The organism is Paenibacillus polymyxa M1, assembly GCF_000237325.1.
GTDB lineage: Bacteria > Bacillota > Bacilli > Paenibacillales > Paenibacillaceae > Paenibacillus > Paenibacillus polymyxa_C.
Map to the genome: position 1 here is coordinate 3,048,114 of NC_017542.1, position 20,986 is coordinate 3,069,099.

Below are 20,986 nucleotides of genomic sequence, written 5' to 3' on the forward strand. Positions count from 1 at the left end.
GTTTTTAGCATGAATTTCAAACAGACCATTCAACACACCATTGAACAGCATGCCCAGCGGTTTAAGGACATTTCGTTATATATTGGCGCAAACCCTGAACTTGGAAACGAGGAATTCTTGGCCTCTGCCCGTTTAAAAGATGAACTTGCTTTTCACGGATTTGAAGTTCAGGCACCCGTATTGGGTATAGAAACAGCCTTTATTGCTACTTACAAAGCAACCAAGCCTGGACCAATCATTGCTTTTCTGGCAGAATACGACGCTCTGAAAGGGCTAGGACACGCCTGTGGGCACCATTTGATATGTATGATGAGTACAGGCGCTGCCGTAGGTCTCAAATCGATTATCGACGAGACTGGTGGAGAAGTACGTGTATACGGCACACCTGCCGAAGAAACACGCGGTGCAAAGGTTCCGATGGCGGCGGCCGGGTTGTTTGATGATTGCGATATAGCTATGATGACACATCCCTTTGACCGCTACGAAAAATCAGGCAAATCGCTAGCGATTGATGCTGTGCAGTTCGAATTTTTTGGTCAATCCGCTCACGCTGCGGCCAGTCCGCACGAAGGGATTAATGCTTTGGACGCTGTGATTCAAACGTTTAACGGGATTAACGCATTTCGGCAACAGGTGAAAAGTACGGTACGTATCCATGGCATCATTAATCAGGGTGGGCAGGCTGCCAATATTATTCCTGATTACGCCTCAGCCCAATTTTACGTGAGGGCCGCTACACGCCAAGAGCTGAACCCGCTTACCCGCCGTGTTGTTCAAATTGCTGAAGGAGCTGCTTTACAAGCCGGGTGTCGTTTGGAAACTTCCAATTATGAGACTTCTTACGATGAAATGGTGACTAATCGTGTACTCTCCGACACCTTTACCGCAAATTTGGTGCAGGCTGGCATTGCGCAAGAAGATATTACGGAGGGTGAAGATCATGGCTCTATGGATATCGGAAATGTATCACTTCATTGCCCTGCGATCCACCCGTACATTCAAGTTATTGACGAGAAGCATGCCTTGCATACACCAGAATTCCGCGATTTAGCAATGCAGGACCGCGCAATGGAAGGAATGCTCTTGGCCGCGAGAACCTTGGCATGGACGGCTTGCGATGTAATCACAAATTCTGAGCTGCTGGCACAGATTAAAAAAGAATTCGCTCTACTGAATAGCAAAAGCTAAAATCGGAAATGCCGTCTTCTTTTAGAAAGGAGTGCCATTATGAATAGTATGACTAGCTTTTGGACGTTGTTTATTGTGGTTGCTCTCATCATTTTTTGGTTCATATTTCGTGCTATACGCAGGAATCGTGGAAACAGAAGCACGCGGCGCCGGAATGCATTTTTCCTTAGCTCTCCGTCTCCTTCGTCACTCACGCAAGAGCGTCATCGAGAGATTACGGAGCTGAAGGAGCTGCTGGAGCGATCCATTCCAGCCTCCTATGCTCATAACGTAAAGCAACGTGTCATGGACGCCCATCCTAGTCTGACGGAGCAAGAATATAATTGGCGCTGGCATGAGCTAAAACGATACTTCATGCTATGCGCGATTATGAATCGGGTGCCTATGTTCAGTAATGATGTGGATGAACTATGGCACGAAATGTTAATGTTTACGCGCGAATACCAGCAATTCTCCGAAGCATTTTTTGGTCGTATGCTTCACCATGCACCCCATTCGGGCGGCTCTCAGCCGATGCCAGAGGAGCGGGCGTGGTTTGACTGGTTGTATGTGGAATGCTTTGGTTGGAATCGTTATAGTGCCAGTTTGTGGGGAACTTTTTTTAATCATCCGCTACCGAACGATGAGCTTTCACACTATTACAAACTGACAGCTTCGACGCAGCCAATAGGTGACCGATGGAATTCCCATGAAAATGTAGACATTTCACAGCAAGCACAACAAGCGGTTTATAAGATAATCCAACACCTCCGTGAGCGGGTAAATAAAGCTGTAAATGATCCAGAGGGCAAGCAGCTACCCAAGGTCAACTATTTGCAGGTTGACTATCTGCTATTGGCTGTTGTGTGGTATTCATGGTATCAACCTGAACAATTTGCCATACACATGCACCCAGATTCTACAAACAGTGCCGTACTAGCCAGCTCATCCGGCTGTAGCTCCGCAAGCGGCTGCTCGAACTGGGATACACACCACTCGCACCATCATTCCTCCCATGACAGTTCTCATGGTGGAGGCTCTTCTCACCACGATTCAGGCGATTCCGGGAGCCATTCCTCGTGTAGCAGCGGGTCTTCGTGTGGAAGCAGCTGTGGTGGCGGGGGCGACTGACCAGCAACAAAAAAGGGAATTCCTCAGCCAAACCATGGCTAAAGGAGTTCCCTTTTTCATTAGCATAAATATGGTATTTATGTGCTGTTTAATCGGTCTTTGCTAGCGAACGGTAAATATCCATATACGCCTCGGCCGATACATCCCAACTGTACTCTCCTGCAAAGGCCGTCTGTGTAAGCTTGTTCCAATGCTCAGGTTGACGATAGTAATGAACAGCACGACGAATGGTATGCAGCATGTCATGTGCATTGTAGTTCGTGAAACTAAAACCGTTACCTTCACCTGTGGATTCATTGTAAGCCTGCACAGTATCGTTCAGCCCTCCAGTTTCTCGCACGATGGGGATACTTCCATAACGAAGCGCCAGCAGTTGACTAATCCCACAAGGCTCAAACCTCGATGGCATAAGATACATGTCACTTGCCGCATATATTTTTCGTGACAGTGGTTCGCTAAAAGTAAGCTGCGCTGACATTTTCAGAGGATATCGTCCCGCTGCTTCCCGGAACCAGTGCTCAAAAGCCGGGTCCCCTGTTCCCAGCACGACAAACTGAATATCATCATAATACAAAATTTCGTCAAGCACTCTCGTTACCAGATCTAGCCCCTTCATATCCACAAGCCGGGTTACCATGGCAATCATAGGTACGTCCGGACGCACCGGCAAACCCAGCTCCTTTTGTAGAGCAATTTTATTTTCCTTTTTCTTTGCCAGACTTGTGCGGTATTTCGTATAAATACGATTGTCTGTGGCAGGATTGTAGCTTTGGGTGTCAATTCCATTCACAATCCCCGTTAAGCGTCCCTGCTGTCCTAATTTACGAAGTAGACCCTCCAGTCCGTATCCGTAAAATTCAGTTTGAATTTCCTCTGCATAGGTTGGACTCACGGTCGTGACATGATCCGAGTAAGTAAGCCCACCTTTCATAAAGTTCAGTCTGCCATAATACTCCACACCCTCGGGGGTAAAATAGCTTCCATCCAAGTTAAGCAGCTCCGTTAAGACCTCATATGGAAAATCACCCTGATACAACAGATTATGTATCGTAAACACCGTGCGAATATCGTTGTAAAAGGGCAAATGTCGATAATCGGCATTCAGAAGTAGCGGAACCATCGCCGTATGCCAGTCATGACAATGCACAATATCTGGCCGAAAATTCAGTTCAGGCAGCACTTCCAAAATCGCCCGGTTGAAGAAGGAGAAGCGTTCGCCATCATCCATATAACCGTAAATACCGTCACGACCGAAGTAATATTCATTATCTATAAAATAAACCCTGATCCCGTCCAACGTCAGCTCCTCTACTCCACAATATTGATCACGCCAGCCTACAGCTACATGCTTGACCGTTACCGGACGCAGAGACTTCTTATAGGTATCGGGAATACCCGCATATTTAGGTAAGATGATTCGGACGTCACACCCTGCCTGATGAAGTGCCTTTGGCAGTGCGCCAATAACATCAGCCAACCCGCCTGTTTTAATAAATGGATGTGCTTCTGCTGCCGCAAACAAAATGTTCATATGTGCTTCCTCCTTATGTGGTCAATCTGCTTTTTTAGATCTACGTGGTGGTGTCTTCTTGAGTATAACGATGCTTAGGGGTGGAATAGTCACCTCCAAGCTGTGAAGCTGTCCGTGGTAAGGGATTTTGGAAGTACGTATCGCTCCGGAGTTTACCTGACCACTTCCCCCAAAGTCCTTATGATCGCTGTTCAGCAATTCCATATAGCTTCCTGCCTTTTGCAACCCAATTCGATAATTTTCTCTTTGCACAGGCTGAAAATTAATAAGGACAACCAGTGTATCCCCCGTTTTTTTGCCTTTACGTAAATACGTAATCACACTCTGCCCTCGGTCTTCAGCTTCAATCCATTGATAGCCGTCCCACGAATGGTCCAATTCCCATAATGCTTTCTCCTGAAGATATAAATGATTCAGTGCTTTCGAATATGTGTGCAAAGACCGATGACTGTCATAGTCCAGCAAAAACCAGTCAAGCTGATCCTCATCCTTCCATTCAATAAACTGGCCAAATTCCCCTCCCATGAATAAGAGCTTTTTACCTGGTGAGGTCATTTGGTAGCCAAGGAGTGCCCGTAGTCCGGCAAATTTTTGTTCATAGGTGCCCGGCATTTTATCAAGCAGCGACTTCTTACCATGAACAACCTCATCATGCGACAATGGCAGTGTAAAATTTTCGCTGTATGCATAGGCTATGGGAAATGTCAGCAAATTATGGCGTTCGGGTCGTTGATCAAACTCCGATTCCATATAATCAAGTGTATCGTTCATCCAACCCATATTCCATTTGTAATTAAAACCGAGCCCTCCATCGCTTACTGGGGAGGTCACCATCGGCCAAGCGCTGGACTCCTCTGCCATCATGAGTGCATATGGATAATAGCGGAATACCGTCTCATTCAGCTGTTGAAGGAAGGCGATAGCCTCCTCATTTTCAATCCCTCCCTTGGAATTGAGACAATATTGTCCTTCCTGCTTTTCAAAATCCAGCCGTAACATGCTCGTCACCGCATCCACACGCAGACCATCAATATGGTACACATCCATCCAGAACAATGCGTTGGAGATCAGAAAAGAACGTACTTCCGGCTTGCTATAATCGAACGTTAGGGTTCCCCAACCGGGCTTTTCAGCAATTAGCGGGTCCGCGTATTCGAACAGTGGCGATCCGTCAAACCGTCTCAATCCATGAGCATCCTTGGCAAAATGAGCCGGAACCCAATCCATAATCACTCCAATTCCCGCCTGATGGCAACGATCCACTAAATACATAAAATCATGTGGTTCACCATAACGGCTTGTGAGTGCAAAATATCCTGTTAATTGGTAGCCCCAGGAAAGATCATACGGATGCTCACTCAGCGGCATCAGCTCAATATGTGTATATCCCATATCAGTTACATAAGGCACAAGAAGCTCAGCCATTTCCCTGTATGTATAAAACGTACCATCTGCTTTTTGCTTCCAAGTGCCTAGATGAAGCTCGTATATATGTAGAGGTTTACCATAAGGTGCTCTACGTTTACGGCGCCAAGCTGCATCGTTCCAAACATAACCATCCAATGAAGATACCACTGAAGCCGTAGCCGGTCTCACTTCAGCACGTACGGCGTAAGGATCTGCTTTCAGAAATCGTTCACCATTTGGACCTGTAATGTCGTATTTGTAAAATGTTCCTTGGGATATCCTCGGAAAAAAACGACTCCAAAAACCGGATTTGGGAACCCTATATAAGGAATCCTGTTCCCCATTCCAGTTGTTGCGATCTGTAGCAAGCCCGACATGGAGAGCATGAGGAGCCCAGACCGTAAAACGAACGCCCTGTTCTCCGTTCTCCACAGTAAGGTGGGAACCCAAAGATCGGTAGCTGTGATAAAGCGTTCCTTCATGAAACAAATAAATATCTTCCGATGAGATAGTCTGTTGCGGAAGAGTTTGGTCTGTCATCACGTCACCACCCTTTTATGTTTGTAAGTAAAAATGTATGAATCGGTAATGCATTCGCTTTTGGGTCAAAGCTGACCTGAGTTATTACCCCATTCTAGCCACAATGAACAGAAAAATGACTAGGAAAAAAATAAACCTTAGTTTTTGGGGAATCTTATATACCTGATGGTTTCAAGAGTACCCCATACCGTTTATGTATGTACTACAACAGACAACTAAACCGGGAGGGAAACGAAATGTTTAATAAAGAATGCATTGCCATGCTGCTGGCAGGCGGAGAGGGACGCCGTCTTGCTCCCCTTACTTCAACGATTGCAAAACCCGCCGTACCTTTTGGCGGTCATTACCGGATCATCGATTTTCCTCTCAGTAATTGCGTAAATTCAAACATTGATACTGTAGGTGTACTGACGCAATATGAGGCAGAATCCTTGCACGAACATATTGGGGATGGAACTCCATGGGGCCTTACAAAAACGGATGACAAAGGAATTACCCTGCTTCCATCTTATAATACAGGTAACGCTGAATACTTAGGAACGGCAGATGCTATTCATAAGAATATCGAATATATTGACAGCCAAAATCCAGAGCATGTGCTTATTTTATCTGGTGACCATATTTACTATATGAATTATGGCGAGATGCTGAACTACCATAAGGAAAAAGGAGCTGCGGCAACCATTTCTGTCATGGAGGTTCCTTGGGATGAAGCACACCGTTTTGGTGTTATGAGCGCCGATGAAGATCTGCGCGTCACTGAATTCGCAGAGAAGCCGGAGAAACCGGAAAGTAATTTGGCCTCTATGGGGATTTACCTTTTCAAATGGGATTACTTAAGAAATTATCTACTGGAAGACGCACAGGATCCTCAATCCAGTCATGATTTTGGCAAAGATATCATACCTAAAATGCTGGCAGACCAAGAATCACTATACGTTTATGAATTCCAGGGTTACTGGAAAGACGTAGGTACAGTTAAAAGCCTATGGGACTCCCACATGGACTTGCTGCAAGAAAATTGCGCGATTGACCTTCAGCGTCAAGACTGGCCAATGTATACACGTGAACGCCGCACAAGGCTGAGCGCGCAAAAGGTATCTGGTCGTAAAATGCATTCATTGGACAGCCTCCTGCATGATTCCTGCCAAGTCGAAGGCCAAATTGAGCGCTCCGTAGTGTTTAGCGGCGTCGAGGTGGGAAAAGGCTCTTCCATCAAGGAAAGTATCGTTATGCCTGACACACGTATTGGGCGCAACGTGCATATTGAGCACGCAATTATCGGTGAAGGTGCTGTGATTCGTGACGGTGCTGTTATTAAAGGTAATCCGAGCGAAATTGTGGTTATCGGACCCAATGAAACAGTATTTGGCAAAATGGCAGTACGGCCACAAACTACACGTATGCTAAAAGAAGCCTATGAGCGTAACACACGCTTGCGTGCAGAAGGCTTTACTTCATAACTCTCCCCTAAATTTCAAACAGCCAGCCCTCCATTATGGTGAGGACTGGCTGTTTTTATGGTTACATCTTACATTTAACTTTAAATCTGCCCTTCCGAGAGTTGTGGTGGTTCCACCGATGGCTCTGCTTGCAGAGCAGGCAATGAAACCGTAATGGTGGTTCCAGCTCCCAATTCACTTCTAATGAGCATCTGCCCGTGATGACGCTCAACAAACTGTTGCGAGATTGCCAATCCCAGTCCAGTCCCCCCATTTTGGTGGTCTACCTGGAAAAAGCGATCTCTTACTCTGGCAAGATTTTCTTCACTAATCCCAATCCCTGTATCCTGTACCGATATCTCGATATTGCCCTTAACACGTTGAAGAGACAGATAAATAATCGAGCTCTCATGCGAAAATTTGATGGCATTATCTACAATGTTCAAAAACACCTGTTTCAGACGGTTACCGTCTCCATGAACAAGGTATGCCGTTTCCTCGGAATCCAGTTGGAGCTTAATCTGCTTCATTTCTGCCTTGGCCCATACGTTCAGCATAATTTCCTGCAAAAGCTCTCGAAGATCAACTGTTCCCATCACAAGCTTCATGGCATTTTGTTCTAGTTTGGAAAAATCGAGAATTTCCTCCACCAAGCCAATCAGCCGGTCCGTTTCCTTAGAAATAATCTGCATTCCGATCTTGGTCTCTTCCGGGTCATATCCGCCAGAATTTAACGTTTCACTCCAGCCCTTAATGGAAGTAAGCGGAGTACGCAGCTCATGAGAAATGGAAGAAATAAAATCATCCTTGATTTGATTGGTTCTGACAATTTCCTGTGCCATGTAGTTCAACGTCGATGCCAGTTCACCCAGTTCATAGCGATAATCGCCTTTGATACGTGCATCAAATCGACCCTGCGCCATCTGAGCAGATACATCGCGAATATTGTTAATCGGTCTGACAATGGAATTGGCAAGCCCTGTACTCACTACAAATACAATAATCAATACAGCTGCCATGATTCCCACCGAAAATAATGTAATGATGAATAACTTGTCATTTACTAATTCCAACGAAGTCGTATACCGGATTATATACACCTGATCCCCGACAATATTGTCCAGTTTTTGAGATACCGCCATTACCTGTTGCCCCGTACTCGGTTGTTTACCGATCCATTTGCCTGTATCTCCAGCTAAAGCTTGTGTCACATCACTGGTTTGCACACTTAGATCCGCAGCAAAATTTGTCGAGTTATCAATTACATTTCCCTGTTCATCTAGCAATTGCAATTCAGTGTTGGGCAGTGAAAATGTATCCAACAAATACGATTGTAATGATTGTTCCGGCTCCTTGAATTTGGATGCAAATTCACTTACCGATTGGATACGGTTCTCGATCTTTTTATAAATAGTGTCATAATAATATGACCGGAGTGCAAACATAAAAATGACTTCTACTAACAGAAGCGCCAAAAACACTACGAAAAAATAGTGAAGCACAATCTGTCGGCGAATTCCCTTTTTGATCATTGAGACTGACCTTTCCATTTGTATCCATGTCCCCATACGGTTTGTAAGAAAGCCGGCTCGGATGGATTGTTTTCAATTTTCTGCCGCAGACGTCGGATGTTCACATCTACAATTTTCGGATCGCCCATATATTCCTTGCCCCATACGTGGTCAAGCAGAACATCCCGGCTGAGCGGCGTATTTTCCTTTTCGAGAAAAAACTGAATCAGGGAAAACTCTGTCGGTGTCAGCTCGATCAGCTGCCCGTTTTTCTTAAATTGCTTAGCTATCAAATCCAGCGTGAACGGACCGGACTGGAAGGACACCTTGGCTGCTGTTTCACGATGTACATTCACCCGACGCAATAACGATTGAATACGTGCAATCAGCTCTGTCGGGCTGAAAGGCTTGCTCACATGGTCATCAGCCCCTACAGACAAGGCATACACCTTATCCTGTTCCTGTACCTTGGCTGTCAGAAAGATAATGCCAATACGCTCATTCGTTTCCCGAATTCTCCGACAAACCTCAAAACCATCCATGCCCGGCACCATCACGTCAAGTAACGCAATATCGATATCCCGCACCGTATTCAAAATATTCAAAGCCTCGTGTCCTTCTGACGCCTCCAACACCTCAAAGCCGTTACGTTTCAAGTTAATGACGATAAAGCTACGGATAGATTCCTCGTCTTCCATGATTAAAACTTTACTCACTCTACTCTACCTGCCTTTCCCCCAGCTTGTTTTTAATGGCTTTACGTGGCTCCAGCTCGCTGGATCGTTTTATACCAACTACCTGTGCATTCGTTCGCCACAGTTGGCTATAGCCTTCGTTATTTCGCTCCCATTGTGATAACGAGAAAAATTTAATTTCCGCTATCGTTTTGTCTGTATCATCCAAAATAAACCGCAAATAGCTGTCCTTCCTTGAAACCTTCGGATCAATAGTCACCTTGCCATGCAGCTCTTTTGGCAGCCTGAAGTAGACCTGTTCATTAGAATCACGATACTGTTGCTGCTTGAAAATCGTCCCTTTGGCCCCATCCCACTGATAGAACGATACAAAATAAGGAACTTCATCCAGCGGCCTGTTGCTCCAGCCTTTAGGCTTCTCCAAATTTCCAAATTCGAGAATACCGTCACCGTCCACATCACCACTGGCGATGGTAGCATCCTTGAAGGTAACATCCATAAGATTGAGCTTTCTAAGTTTGCCGTGATCCATCACGATAACATTGGATACCGTAGTCGTCTGAGCAATCTTTGTATCTATAATGATTCCCTGCCTACCCTGGGCTACCTTACCAGCGACCACATTATAGACACCTAAAGCCTGACTGTCCAAATCCAACGATCCGATCTCCTTAAAGGTTCCTCCGCTGAACTGGAACGTTTTTACAGTAAAAAATTCATTGCGACGGAGCAAGATAATCGTCAAGTCATTCAGATTGTCCCCGTTCAAATCCATCTTCTTATGGTTAAAATCGTCTACAACGAAGTCCGTATAGCCCGTTGCATATATTTTTTCTAACGTTCCTCCAGTATAAGAGTAAACGATAAGACCCTTCTGCTCCCCGTTCTCGCCACTGTCTCCGCTCGAAAAGCCTGCTACAATATCAAGCGTACCGTCATTTGTTAGATCCACTAGTTTAAATGATTCCAACACTGTGCCTTCCCCATCAAATGTAAGCTTCTTTACCCACGTCCCGCCCTGATCTTCAAACAAGGCACCATGTATCTTTACGCTCTCATCTGGTGTTTCATAAAAGAGCACTGCTTCGTCTATACCATCATTATTCAAATCTCCCGTCCGAATTGGCGTAGGATCATCTGGATCATTCGGCCTTAAAGGCTGTACCGCCCCTAATTGCGTATTCACTGCTCCATTCAGCTGTTGTTTCTCGTCAGACATCGTTGGTGTCTGCATCAGCGAAATTGGATCGCTAATCACATTACAGCCGCTTAAAAATCCAGCAAGAAGCAGCAAGGAACAGCAGCAAGCCACCATTTTCAACAGCATTTTTTTCACTTCTCTTGCCGTCCCCTTCACAATTTGTTCTTTTCTGCCTGTGTCAATCGTCTTCCCTGGATATCAAACACCAGTTTACCCTCATTCAGACCCCAGATTCGGGAAGCAAAACGTTCAGCCATTTCCAGCGGCAGTACAGTAATGATTGTTACTCGCTCGTCAGAGCACAGCTTGCGAAAGGTTTCCAGTACATGCGCTGCTGAGGCAGGATCAAGTCCATTTACAGGCTCATCAGCTAAAATAACCTTAGCTCCGTGAACGAGAGCACGCGCTGTGGCTACCCGCTGCCGTTCGCCGCCGCTGAGCTTGTCGCATTTATCATGCGCCTTATCCAGCAGACCCAGCTCCTCTAGAACGTCCATCGCTCCCATATAATCGTCGGAACGCACCATGCCAGTCACCATTCTCCACCAGGGTGTTTGACCCGATCTGCCAATGAGCACATTTTTAAGAGCGGTCCGATTCATATTAAGATGCGGATTTTGCTCCAGGTATGCCCACTCTCGCTTTATTTTCATCTTGCCCGTCCACCCGGATCTCAGTACATCATTGCCACCAACAATCAGACTGCCTTCTTCCCAAGGCTCTTGTAAAGCAAGACAGCGAAGAAGTGTCGTTTTACCACTTCCGCTTGGCCCCACTATAGCAATGAATTCACCCTGATGAATTTCAGCATCAATCCCTCGAAGCAACGGGGTACGTTCAGGCCCCACTTGCTTGGTCAGCTTCCGAATTTTAATCATCTATGATTCCCCTTTGTCCGCCATCAATACATGTTTATATTTTATAGTAATTGTGAAACAAATACCATGCAAACCGCAGTTTTATACCGCGGGTGCTCTTTTTCGGGAAAACAGACCTAACAATCCGAAAACAATATAACTACCTCCAAGGACTAGAAACATACTGCCTTGAGTTCCAATGTCCAACAACCCTCCACTAATATTAGGTCCAATCACACTTCCCAGATTAAAATGAAAGGATGCCAGCACATTTGCAGCCGCCAAAAATGATTTGGGCAACAGGTCAGCTGCATAGGCCAAACCAAGTGAGAAAAAGGAGCCTACCAATCCACCTGCGATGGTCAGCAATACCAATGTGAACATAAAATGATTGCCACTCCATGGTAGTAACATAAAGGTCAACCCTCCTGCTATACCTACGCTCATTAGCACCTTTTTACGTCCCCAACGGTCACTTAATATACCTAAAGGCAGTTGCAGCACTAAGCCTCCCAAACTGACGAAAGGCAGCAAGGCAGCAATTTCATCGGTATGGAAGCCTATACGCAGGCCATAGACTGGAAAATTACTATTCAGGCTCGCTTCCATATAACCGTATAGAAATGCAGGCAACAGAGCGTACCATGCCCAGCTATAGCTGCGCCGGAATCTTTGTGCGGGACGCGCCTCAGTCTCCTGCTTCTCGGGTCTTGAGTCAGGCAGCTTGATTAACACTAACAGCAACACAAGCAAGCACAACAAAGCCAACGCAGCAAATGGAACCAGCATTCCATAATCAAGCAGCCACAATCCCAATGGGCCTAATGCAAAACCGAGACCATAAGACATACCATAAAAGGAAATGTTGCGGCCTCGATTCTCTGCTGGAGTTACCAGCAATATCCACAACTGAGCAGAATAATGCAACGCACTGTCACCAATACCTACTAGCAGGCGCAGTACGAACCAAACCCGAATATCAGGGATTAGCGGGAACAGCAGCAGCGTGATCAGCACAAGCACAAGACCACCAGCCATCAGCTTTTTAAATCCCAGCCACCCCAAAGTCCGTTCAGCCACCAGTGTCATTGCGAATGAACCAATATACAGTGCAGCCGCGTTCATTCCGTTTAGCGAAGACGAAACCCCCATTTGTTCCAAAGAGATCGACAGAATGGGCAATAGTAAACCCTGACATAATCCAGCAACAATAATAACTGCAATTAAGATAAAATAATGAACACGTAACGACGACGACATCCCAGCTCCTCCTGCTCGAACAAATAAATTATTAACATCATAAAATGAATGTTTAGAAATGATTTGCATTTGATACCATAATCAATAATAAATCTTATCACGATGTGTACCATGACTTTCTAAAAATCGATATATTACATATTAAGGTGTTTTTAGCATGTTAATTTTAGTGTATTAAAGAGAGAAATAAAAAAATCGCCATCTGAGATGACGATTTTACGGATAGAGCTAGTCTGGTATGTATCCGACTCCTCGGTTAAGAGCCTCGTATGTTCAATCCGACCAAGTTCACGTCACAACGCACTATTTCATATTATAGTGGACAATGCCTGGCAGAACAAGCCATAATAAATGAGTGGGCAATTTCAAAATGCTCATGTTTTGCTTATGGACGGGCTTTATTTACGTTCACCGCTCTGGGCTAGAAGACAGAATAGGAGGCATTTGGTTCCATGAGTTATCAAATTAAAATAGACACTTCCCCAATTTATGAATTGCTCGGCAGCTTTATGGCCTATGTAACTAAAAAGTGGGTCCAAGATATGGACTTGGGCCATGAATGGATCGACAAAGTGGATGCACGATTACAACAGGAAGTTCGTACTGAGCTAGCTACAGCTCAGGATTGCCCTTTTAGCGATTATGACGCACTCTATGCCTGGGCGTTGCTTCGACCAGAAACAGATGAAATATCCGACTATATTTCTTACTTGGATCACGGACCGGATAAGGATATGTTTGAGTTGCTTGTTCCGCATATTCCTTTTTTAACCTTTGAAGAATCTTTACGCATTCGTAAGGTATATGCACCGCTCCTCAGATTGTGGGATCGTGATTATTTTCGGGCCTTGGAAGGCGAACTGCGTGTATTGGCAGAAGAAGATGCTGCGGAAAAGCGCATGCTGTTAAGTAAAATGGAACCGGAAGCACTTGTTGAATATGCAACAGCTGGACTAGTCGTGCCACATATGGAAGACCTCGATACAGTAGTGCTGTTTCCGGTCGTTCATAATCGCCCAATTAATTCATACTGCTTTTACACCCGTACACTGCTGATCCAGTATCCGGTAGATATTCCCGAAGAGAGTGAGGAAGAACCGCCCACGCTTCTACTACGACTCACTCGTGCAGTCAATGATCCACAACGGCTGCGCATTTTGCGTTATGTAGCTCAAGGTCCTAAGTCTCTTGAAGACATGCGTCATGATTTGAGCCGATTGGAAGATACACTAATGTCTGATATGATGATTTTGCGTGTGGCTGGTTTGCTCCGCATACACATTGGACGCTATCACAAGGAAAAATTCAGCATCCGTCCCGACGGTGCGGCTGATTTGCAGGTATTTTTGGAATCCTATATTGGATTGTAATTTGAATCGCAACTTTAGTTATAAACTGAACACCGTTAAAGCTTTGGCTTGGAAGGAGTATGCATCATGTCGTATCCGAAACAGCACATTTTATTTGATCTTGATGACACTTTGGTCCACTGCAACAAGTATTTCGACCTTATTCTCAACCACTTTTTCGATTTGCTTCAGGAATGGTTTGCAGCTCATAACCTAACGAGAAATACAATTCGTGAAAAACAAATTGAAATTGATGTGGCTGGGGTTCATCAGGTGGGTTTTGCCAGCGAGCATTTTCCACAATCCCTAATAGATACGTACCAGTTTTTCTCTGAACAATTCGGACGCCGTACGGATTCTCGGGAAGAGCAGGAGCTTCGCTCGCTTGGCCGAAGTGTGTACGAGCAGGAAATTGAACCGTATCCAGGTATGGCCGAAACGTTAAATTCACTCCAAAAAGCAGGGCATTCCCTTCACCTTTACACGGGCGGTGAGCAGGTCATTCAAGAAAGAAAGATTGAACAAATGAAGCTGGCTACTTACTTTGATGACCGTATCTATATTCGCCAGCATAAAAATGTCGAAGCACTGGAAGAAATCATTCAAATAAATCGGCTGGACCGAGGCATCACCTGGATGATTGGGAATTCTTTACGCACCGACGTATCTCCAGCCCTTGCGGCAGGTATTCACGCTGTGTATCTTAAGCAGCCTAAAGAATGGATTTACAATATGGTTGAATTGCAAAAAAACGTGAACTCTGTAATGTATACAATACAAAAGCTAACAGAAGTGCCACGGGTGATCCACGAAAGCATACAATTGCATCAACAAAAAAGGACCCTCGGATAGGGTCCTTTTTTCGTGTTTAAAAAGTCATTCAACCTTCACATTCTACTATGATAGACGGCTTTATTTCAGGATTCCTCACGAACGCTAAGTTGTCCTGTTCCTGGTACATCCAGAACTATCCGCGCCTTGACGGTCGATCCGTCCTTCCGTTTAAAAGACAACAATTGCGTCTGCCCCTTCGCGAGCAGGGACTTGAGCATCGTTTCGGTAATCTGCTTGCCAGCATATTCCTTCCAAATGACAAAGCCACAGCCTTGCTTAAAATGGCTACATCCATACCCTTTACGACCTTCTATAATGCTTCCACCGCAATTGGAGCACGGGCAGCTGCCTAACGCCTGCCTTTGGCTCACTGAAGCATCTGACTGTCCATCAGATGAGCTCCGCACTGCTTTTGTAGCTGAACTGCGTCTTGTTGGTGGTGCTGCTTGCTTTAGCGCAGCACTTCCTGCACTGCTACCGCCTCCTGATGGTGTGCGATCCATTCCTTTGGCGGTGGCACGTCCACTCGCGCCTACACTGCGGGCGTTCCCCTTGCCTCCCGAGCGATTACTCCTTGCCTCCTCGCCAAAGGCATGTGCGGGAGCAGGTGGCTGCTGCCTTACCTTATCAATGATGGACAACGTGAATCTTTTAACGTTATCCATAAACTTCTCCTGAGCTGCCTCACCCTTGGAAATTTGATGAAGACGGCGTTCCCATTGACCTGTCATTTCCGGTGAGGCTAATAGATCTACCCCGGCATGACGGATCAGGTCAATAGCCATCTTTCCCTTATCTGTAATAAGAATCTTTTTGCCCTTCATTTCAATGTAGCCGACCTTCTTCAATCGTTCAATTGTGGCAGCTCGTGTCGCAGGCGTACCTAAGCCAGCGTCCTTCATAACCTCGCGTAATTCCTCATTCTCCATCTGCTTGCCGGCGCTTTCCATCGCTTTAAGCAATGTGCCCTCCGTGTAGCTTTTAGGGGGCTGAGTCGCCTTTTCTTTCATCTCGGCGCGAACACAATCCACCGGACGACCTGCATCAATTTCAAACTTCTTGTCTGTCCACTCGTCCGTTTCCTCTTCATCTTCCTTTTTGGATGTTTTGCTCTTTTTACCTTTATCCTGGTCAGCCTTGCTCAAAACCACTTTCCATCCCAAGGACAGAAGCTCCTTAATATTGGTTTTAAACAAATGCTTGTCCACCTGCGTCATTACGGTATGCATTTTATATTCAGCCGGCGGGAAAAAATGCGACAGAAACCTACGAATAACCAGGTCGTATACATTTTGTTCCTCCTTGCTTAGCGTCCCCGGTCTTTTTAACGTCGGCAAGATAGCATGGTGATCCTCAACACGAGACGGATTGCAGACCGATTTATTCTGTTTATGGACCAAATTAGGGTTTGCTTGTTGAACCAGATCAGCATAAGGGCCTGTCCCGAGCATCCGTAATGCCTTATGCATGCCGTCTATATTCTGCTCTGTCACATAGTTAGAGTTCGTACGCGGATAGGAAATGACCTTGTGACGCTCATAAAGCGCTTGTGCCACATCCAGCGTTTTTTTGGCCGAATAACCGTACTTGGCATTCGCCTCTCGTTGAAGCAACGTCAAATCGTACAATTTAAAAGGATACTCCTTTGTCTGCTTCGTATCATATTTGGTAATCTTCCCCTCTTTTCCGCGTACCGCCGCAGCAATCCCCTCAGCTTCTTCCGGTTTCGTCAGCCGATCTCCCTGCCATGCCCCTTTGTACTTAATCTGATCTTGCTTAAACTCAGCCCACACGTCATAGAAGGTTTGAGACTGAAATGCTTCAATTTCCTTTTCTCTATCATGAATTAGTGCCAGCACGGGAGTCTGTACCCGTCCTACCGACAGCAGGGTGTTATGACGTGTTGTGAACGCTCTGGAAGCGTTCATGCCAATCAGCCAGTCCGCTTCACTTCGTGCCCGCGCAGCTTGAGTCAGGAATTCAAACTCCGAGGCATCTCGTAATCGTTCAAAGCCTGTCGCAATACTCTCTGCCGTCAAGTCCGAGATCCACAATCGCTTAACCGGCTGTCGTAGCTTTAGCTGCTGCTGAATTAATGCAAAAATATATTGCCCCTCTCGTCCAGCGTCACAAGCATTCACGATGGCATTGCAGCGTTTGGCCAGCTCACCAATCATTTTTAGCTGATCTTTTGTTTTCGGATTAGGTACGATTTTGAACTGTTCAGGGATAATCGGAAGATCTTGAATATTCCATCGTTTATACTTAGCATCGTAAGCATCTGGCTCAGCCAGCCCTAACAAATGACCGATCGCCCAGGTTACAATGTATTTCTCCCCTTCCAAATAGGTACGGTTATTTTTAGCACGAGGCTCCATAACAGCGGCAATCGTCCGCCCCATATCTGGTTTCTCAGCAATAATCAACGTCTTCATACATTCCATTCCTTCCTGACGGCCTTCTGTTTCTCCTCCATGAATCATAGATATACATGGAACGCAAATGAAAACACAGCTATCCCGGCCTCATGCAAAAGGAGCTTTCTCCCAGCGAAAGCTCCTTTGTAAATTCATTTAGTCTAGCGCTTCAACAATATACGTCTATTATACCATAGATCTCATGGTTCTCTCAGGTCATGATTTTACTCTATGTTGAAACTACACCATTAATAAACGCGGGTCACATTTATGTTAATTTATATTACATATATTTAAATTTTCAGTTAATTGTTTTGTAAAATGAATGTATTTTTCTTTAAAAAGGCTACACACACCCTCCTTATTTATGTTATGATCACTATAAATAACAGTTGCATGATTAAAGACTCAATTCAAAGTCATTTTATATAACATTAAATTCACACCCTTTTGTACACCTCCCTAGAAAATTGGATTCAACAACTAGCGACAATGCTTGAAACACAAATAAAGCCCCATCCTAAGATGGAGCCTTTACTTGATTCGTAAATTAAATTTATAATTACACCAAAACAGTAGTACCCATGAGGTATTTATCAACTTCACGTGCTGCTTCTCGACCTTCATTAATAGCCCACACAACCAGACTTTGTCCGCGGCGCATGTCACCCGCAGCAAACACCTTATCCACATTCGTCACATATTTCCCATAACGTGCCTTAACGTTGGAGCGACGGTCCGTTTCCAAACCGATTTCCTTCACAATCGTTTGCTCAGGCCCATCAAACCCAATTGCAATCAGCGCAATTTGTGCTGGGAATACACGTTCCGTACCTGGAATCGGTTGATAGATTTTACGTCCAGTTTTATCAACAATACGTTGGATTTGAATGGTGTGCAGTTCTTTCAGATTGCCATTCTCATCACCTACAAATTTGGTTGTCATGATGGAGAACTCACGCGGGTCTTCCCCGAACAACGCTTTCGCTTCTTCCTGTGCATAATCGAGAGAGTACACATTCGGAAACTGCGGCCAAGGATTGGCAATCGGATCACGTTCCAGTGGAGCTTTGGTGTGTGTGCCAAATTGAGTGACACTCCGGCAACCATGCCGCAAAGAAGTAGCTACACAGTCCGAACCTGTATCACCACCACCGATAACAATAACGTCCTTACCTTTGGAAGACAAATAGTTGCCATCTTCAAGGTTAGAATCCAGATAACTTTTGATGGTGCCATTCAAATAATCCATAGCATAATGGACGCCATTCAAATCACTGCCTTCAATATCGAATTCTCTCGGCTTTGTAGATCCACCGCATAGCACAACCGCATCATAGTCGGCAACCAACTGTTCAGTAGGGATATCCTTGCCAATTTCCGTATTCGTGATGAATTGAATACCTTCAGCCTCCAGCAAGTCTACACGACGCTGTACAACCTTCTTATCCAGCTTCATGGATGGGATTCCGTACATCAGCAACCCACCTACACGATCTGCACGCTCATATACAGTCACGCTGTGCCCTGCTTTGTTAAGCTGTGCTGCCGCAGCCAATCCCGCAGGACCCGAGCCAACAATCGCCACTCGTTTGCCTGTACGTTTTTCCGGCGGGTTAGGAACAACCCAGCCTTCCTCAAAACCTTTTTCGATAATCGCTTCCTCAATTGTCTTAATGGTAACAGACTGCCCGATAAGGCCAACAGTACATGAGCCTTCACATGGCGCAGGACAAACACGGCCCGTAAATTCGGGGAAGTTATTCGTTTTGTGCAGCCGGTCTAACGCTTCCTTCCACAAACCACGATATACGAGATTGTTCCATTCCGGAATAAGATTATGAACCGGGCAGCCTAAAGTTGCTCCCATGAGATCCATCCCCGTATGACAATAAGGAGTTCCGCAGTCCATACAACGCGCCCCTTGGGTACGCAGCTCTTCTTCAGACATATGCTCATGGAATTCTTCCCAATCCTTTATACGCTCTGCCGGGTCCCGGTCTGTAGGAAGTTGTCGTGTGTATTCCATAAATCCAGTTGGTGTAGACATGTTACGTTCCCCCATCTCTTCGCTTATGAACCCCGATCATCCATTCAGAATTCTAATCAAATTCGAACTTGTCTGTTTGTGTTATGAAAGGGTCTGTTCTCGTTGAATTTGATTTATTGTATCACAATACAGCGTAAAAGTAATGAAAACTTATGCAACTTTCTGCATCTACAGCCAAAAGGATTTTTTATATGGTTTATTAATTTTTCAAATGAGCTAGGTCGAGTTCATCTATTGTTATCCTGTTCTCTCGTAAACAACAAAACGGTAGTCATACAGGTTTTTGTCGTCCTTGATACCTGGCGTCTCACTGACTATAGTCCAGCCGCTCCAATCCAGCTCAGGAAACGTCGTATCACCTTCAAAGGTCTCCTCAATTCGAGTCACAATCAGCCGATCAGCATGTGGCCAAAACAGTGAATAAATCTCCGCTCCGCCAATGACCATTAGCTCTTCTTTCTGGGCAAGTTGGAGCCCTTCTTCCAGCGTATGGATTACTTCCGCACCTTCCGCCTGATAGCGCTCATCTCGAGTCAAAACGACGTTGCGGCGGTTTGGTAGGCTTTTCCCGCCAAAGGATTCCCACGTTTTGCGTCCCATGAGTACCGTTTTATTAATCGTCTGCTCTTTGAAGAAGGCCATGTCTCTGGGAAGGCGCCAAGGAAGACTGTTATCCCGGCCAATCACACCATTTTGTGCCATAGCCCATATCATCGAAATGCTCATCTTTCCACCTCCTCTAATCAGATGGCGACAGGCGCCTTGATCCCTGGGTGATGCTCGTAATTCTCAAAAACAAAATCCTCGTAAGTGTAATCAAAAATGGATTCCGGCTTGCGCAGGATTTTTAACTGTGGCAAGGGATAAGGATCACGCTCCAACTGCGTATGCACTTGTTGTATATGATTTGAATAAATATGCACATCGCCGCCTGACCAAATAAACTCTCCAGGCTCCAAACCGCACTGCTGTGCAACCATATGCGTCAGCAATGCATAACTAGCGATGTTGAACGGCAGTCCAAGGAATGTATCCACTGAACGCATCGTCAACATACAGGATAGCTTTCCCCCAGCTACGTAGAACTGGAATACAAAATGACATGGCGGCAACTTCATCGATTCAATTTCAGCCACATTCCAAGCACTGACGATATGTCGACGTGAATCCGGATTGTTTTTGATAGCCTCAATGACATTCGCAATTTGATCAATATGTTGTCCGTCCGGTGTTTCCCATGCGCGCCATTGCGATCCATACACAGGTCCCAGATTCCCCTGCTCGTCTGCCCATTCATCCCAAATGCTAACTCCGTTCTCCTTGAGATAAGCAATATTGGTATCCCCTCGCAAAAACCATAACAGCTCATGTATAACGGATTTCAAATGTACTCTTTTAGTGGTCACCAACGGGAAGCCCTTGGCCAGATCAAAACGAAGTTGCCTTCCGAACACAGATAATGTTCCCGTCCCTGTCCGATCCTCTTTTTTCACTCCGTTCTCTAAAATATCCTCCAACAATTCCAAGTAGTTGCGCACGTTGTTTCTCTCCTTTGAGTATGAATAAAAAACCGCATCGTCAATTTTTAATTTTT

At 45.4% G+C, this 20,986-nt stretch carries 16 protein-coding genes; 5 read left to right on the forward strand and 11 right to left on the reverse strand.

Annotation, left to right across the window (positions count from 1 at the left end; all coding sequences use genetic code 11):
* The first annotated feature begins 9 nt into the window (after positions 1-9).
* Together PPM_RS13430 and PPM_RS13435 are read left to right on the forward strand one after the other, a co-directional pair.
* Positions 10-1,188 carry a M20 family metallopeptidase gene (locus PPM_RS13430; RefSeq protein ID WP_013371437.1) on the forward strand — a complete coding sequence of 393 codons (1,179 nt, stop codon included), beginning with the start codon at positions 10-12 and terminating at the stop codon, positions 1,186-1,188.
* 39 nt (positions 1,189-1,227) lie between these two features.
* Positions 1,228-2,298 (forward strand): hypothetical protein, encoded by a 1,071-nt coding sequence (locus tag PPM_RS13435; RefSeq protein ID WP_013371438.1) that lies wholly within the window; start codon positions 1,228-1,230, stop codon positions 2,296-2,298.
* Positions 2,299-2,386: 88 nt separating this feature from the next.
* Here the strand turns inward: PPM_RS13435 and glgA are convergent, their stop codons facing one another.
* The gene (glgA, locus tag PPM_RS13440) at positions 2,387-3,829 is read right to left on the reverse strand and encodes a glycogen synthase GlgA (protein ID WP_013371439.1); all 1,443 of its coding nucleotides are present in this window, start codon (positions 3,827-3,829) and stop codon (positions 2,387-2,389) included.
* A 21-nt stretch (positions 3,830-3,850) separates the two neighbouring features.
* Positions 3,851-5,776, reverse strand: a complete 1,926-nt coding sequence (gene glgB / locus PPM_RS13445) for a 1,4-alpha-glucan branching protein GlgB (protein ID WP_013371440.1) — start codon at positions 5,774-5,776, stop codon at positions 3,851-3,853.
* Between the two features lie 236 nt (positions 5,777-6,012).
* Between glgB and PPM_RS13450 the strand changes: the two genes are divergently transcribed.
* Positions 6,013-7,239: a glucose-1-phosphate adenylyltransferase gene (locus PPM_RS13450; RefSeq protein WP_013371441.1), complete on the forward strand. Its 1,227-nt coding sequence runs from the start codon at positions 6,013-6,015 to the stop codon at positions 7,237-7,239.
* Between the two features lie 80 nt (positions 7,240-7,319).
* Here the strand turns inward: PPM_RS13450 and PPM_RS13455 are convergent, their stop codons facing one another.
* The 5 genes from PPM_RS13455 to PPM_RS13475 form a co-directional block, all read right to left on the reverse strand.
* Complete coding sequence (locus tag PPM_RS13455) at positions 7,320-8,750, reverse strand: sensor histidine kinase (RefSeq protein ID WP_013371442.1); 1,431 nt, start codon at positions 8,748-8,750, stop codon at positions 7,320-7,322.
* A complete protein-coding gene (locus tag PPM_RS13460) occupies positions 8,747-9,445 on the reverse strand; it encodes a response regulator transcription factor (RefSeq protein WP_007432526.1) in 699 nt (232 codons plus the stop codon). Before PPM_RS13460 ends, PPM_RS13455 begins: the two co-directional genes overlap by 4 nt.
* A gap of 1 nt (position 9,446) precedes the next feature.
* Positions 9,447-10,781, reverse strand: coding sequence for a hypothetical protein (locus tag PPM_RS13465; protein ID WP_013371444.1), 1,335 nt, complete (start codon positions 10,779-10,781; stop codon positions 9,447-9,449).
* Positions 10,778-11,503, reverse strand: a complete 726-nt coding sequence (locus tag PPM_RS13470; RefSeq protein ID WP_013371445.1) for a phosphonate ABC transporter ATP-binding protein — start codon at positions 11,501-11,503, stop codon at positions 10,778-10,780. Before PPM_RS13470 ends, PPM_RS13465 begins: the two co-directional genes overlap by 4 nt.
* 81 nt (positions 11,504-11,584) lie before the next feature.
* Positions 11,585-12,742: an MFS transporter gene (locus tag PPM_RS13475; protein WP_013371446.1), complete on the reverse strand. Its 1,158-nt coding sequence runs from the start codon at positions 12,740-12,742 to the stop codon at positions 11,585-11,587.
* 452 nt (positions 12,743-13,194) lie between these two features.
* On the opposite strand from PPM_RS13475, the gene PPM_RS13480 reads away from it, so the two are divergent.
* A complete protein-coding gene (locus PPM_RS13480) occupies positions 13,195-14,112 on the forward strand; it encodes a hypothetical protein (protein WP_013371448.1) in 918 nt (305 codons plus the stop codon).
* 66 nt (positions 14,113-14,178) lie between these two features.
* A complete protein-coding gene (locus PPM_RS13485) occupies positions 14,179-14,943 on the forward strand; it encodes an HAD family hydrolase (protein WP_013371449.1) in 765 nt (254 codons plus the stop codon).
* 65 nt (positions 14,944-15,008) lie between these two features.
* On the opposite strand, the gene PPM_RS13490 is transcribed toward PPM_RS13485, so the two are convergent.
* The 4 genes from PPM_RS13490 to thyA all read right to left on the reverse strand — a co-directional run bounded on the left by PPM_RS13490 (position 15,009) and on the right by thyA (position 20,930).
* The gene (locus PPM_RS13490; protein ID WP_043886117.1) at positions 15,009-17,360 is read right to left on the reverse strand and encodes a type IA DNA topoisomerase; all 2,352 of its coding nucleotides are present in this window, start codon (positions 17,358-17,360) and stop codon (positions 15,009-15,011) included.
* 544 nt (positions 17,361-17,904) lie between these two features.
* The gene (locus PPM_RS13495; RefSeq protein ID WP_013371451.1) at positions 17,905-19,392 is read right to left on the reverse strand and encodes a glutamate synthase subunit beta; all 1,488 of its coding nucleotides are present in this window, start codon (positions 19,390-19,392) and stop codon (positions 17,905-17,907) included.
* Between the two features lie 237 nt (positions 19,393-19,629).
* Positions 19,630-20,118, reverse strand: coding sequence for a dihydrofolate reductase (locus PPM_RS13500; protein ID WP_013371452.1), 489 nt, complete (start codon positions 20,116-20,118; stop codon positions 19,630-19,632).
* Between the two features lie 17 nt (positions 20,119-20,135).
* Complete coding sequence (gene thyA, locus PPM_RS13505) at positions 20,136-20,930, reverse strand: thymidylate synthase (protein ID WP_013371453.1); 795 nt, start codon at positions 20,928-20,930, stop codon at positions 20,136-20,138.
* Positions 20,931-20,986 lie beyond the last annotated feature (56 nt).

Coding starts and splice junctions, on each gene's coding strand:
- PPM_RS13430 (WP_013371437.1), top strand. CDS start 10: ATGAATTTCAAACAGACCATTCAACACACCATTGAACAGCATGCCCAG.
- PPM_RS13435 (WP_013371438.1), top strand. CDS start 1,228: ATGAATAGTATGACTAGCTTTTGGACGTTGTTTATTGTGGTTGCTCTC.
- glgA (WP_013371439.1), bottom strand. CDS start 3,829: ATGAACATTTTGTTTGCGGCAGCAGAAGCACATCCATTTATTAAAACA.
- glgB (WP_013371440.1), bottom strand. CDS start 5,776: ATGACAGACCAAACTCTTCCGCAACAGACTATCTCATCGGAAGATATT.
- PPM_RS13450 (WP_013371441.1), top strand. CDS start 6,013: ATGTTTAATAAAGAATGCATTGCCATGCTGCTGGCAGGCGGAGAGGGA.
- PPM_RS13455 (WP_013371442.1), bottom strand. CDS start 8,750: ATGATCAAAAAGGGAATTCGCCGACAGATTGTGCTTCACTATTTTTTC.
- PPM_RS13470 (WP_013371445.1), bottom strand. CDS start 11,503: ATGATTAAAATTCGGAAGCTGACCAAGCAAGTGGGGCCTGAACGTACC.
- PPM_RS13475 (WP_013371446.1), bottom strand. CDS start 12,742: ATGTCGTCGTCGTTACGTGTTCATTATTTTATCTTAATTGCAGTTATT.
- PPM_RS13480 (WP_013371448.1), top strand. CDS start 13,195: ATGAGTTATCAAATTAAAATAGACACTTCCCCAATTTATGAATTGCTC.
- PPM_RS13485 (WP_013371449.1), top strand. CDS start 14,179: ATGTCGTATCCGAAACAGCACATTTTATTTGATCTTGATGACACTTTG.
- PPM_RS13490 (WP_043886117.1), bottom strand. CDS start 17,360: ATGAAGACGTTGATTATTGCTGAGAAACCAGATATGGGGCGGACGATT.
- PPM_RS13495 (WP_013371451.1), bottom strand. CDS start 19,392: ATGTCTACACCAACTGGATTTATGGAATACACACGACAACTTCCTACA.
- PPM_RS13500 (WP_013371452.1), bottom strand. CDS start 20,118: ATGAGCATTTCGATGATATGGGCTATGGCACAAAATGGTGTGATTGGC.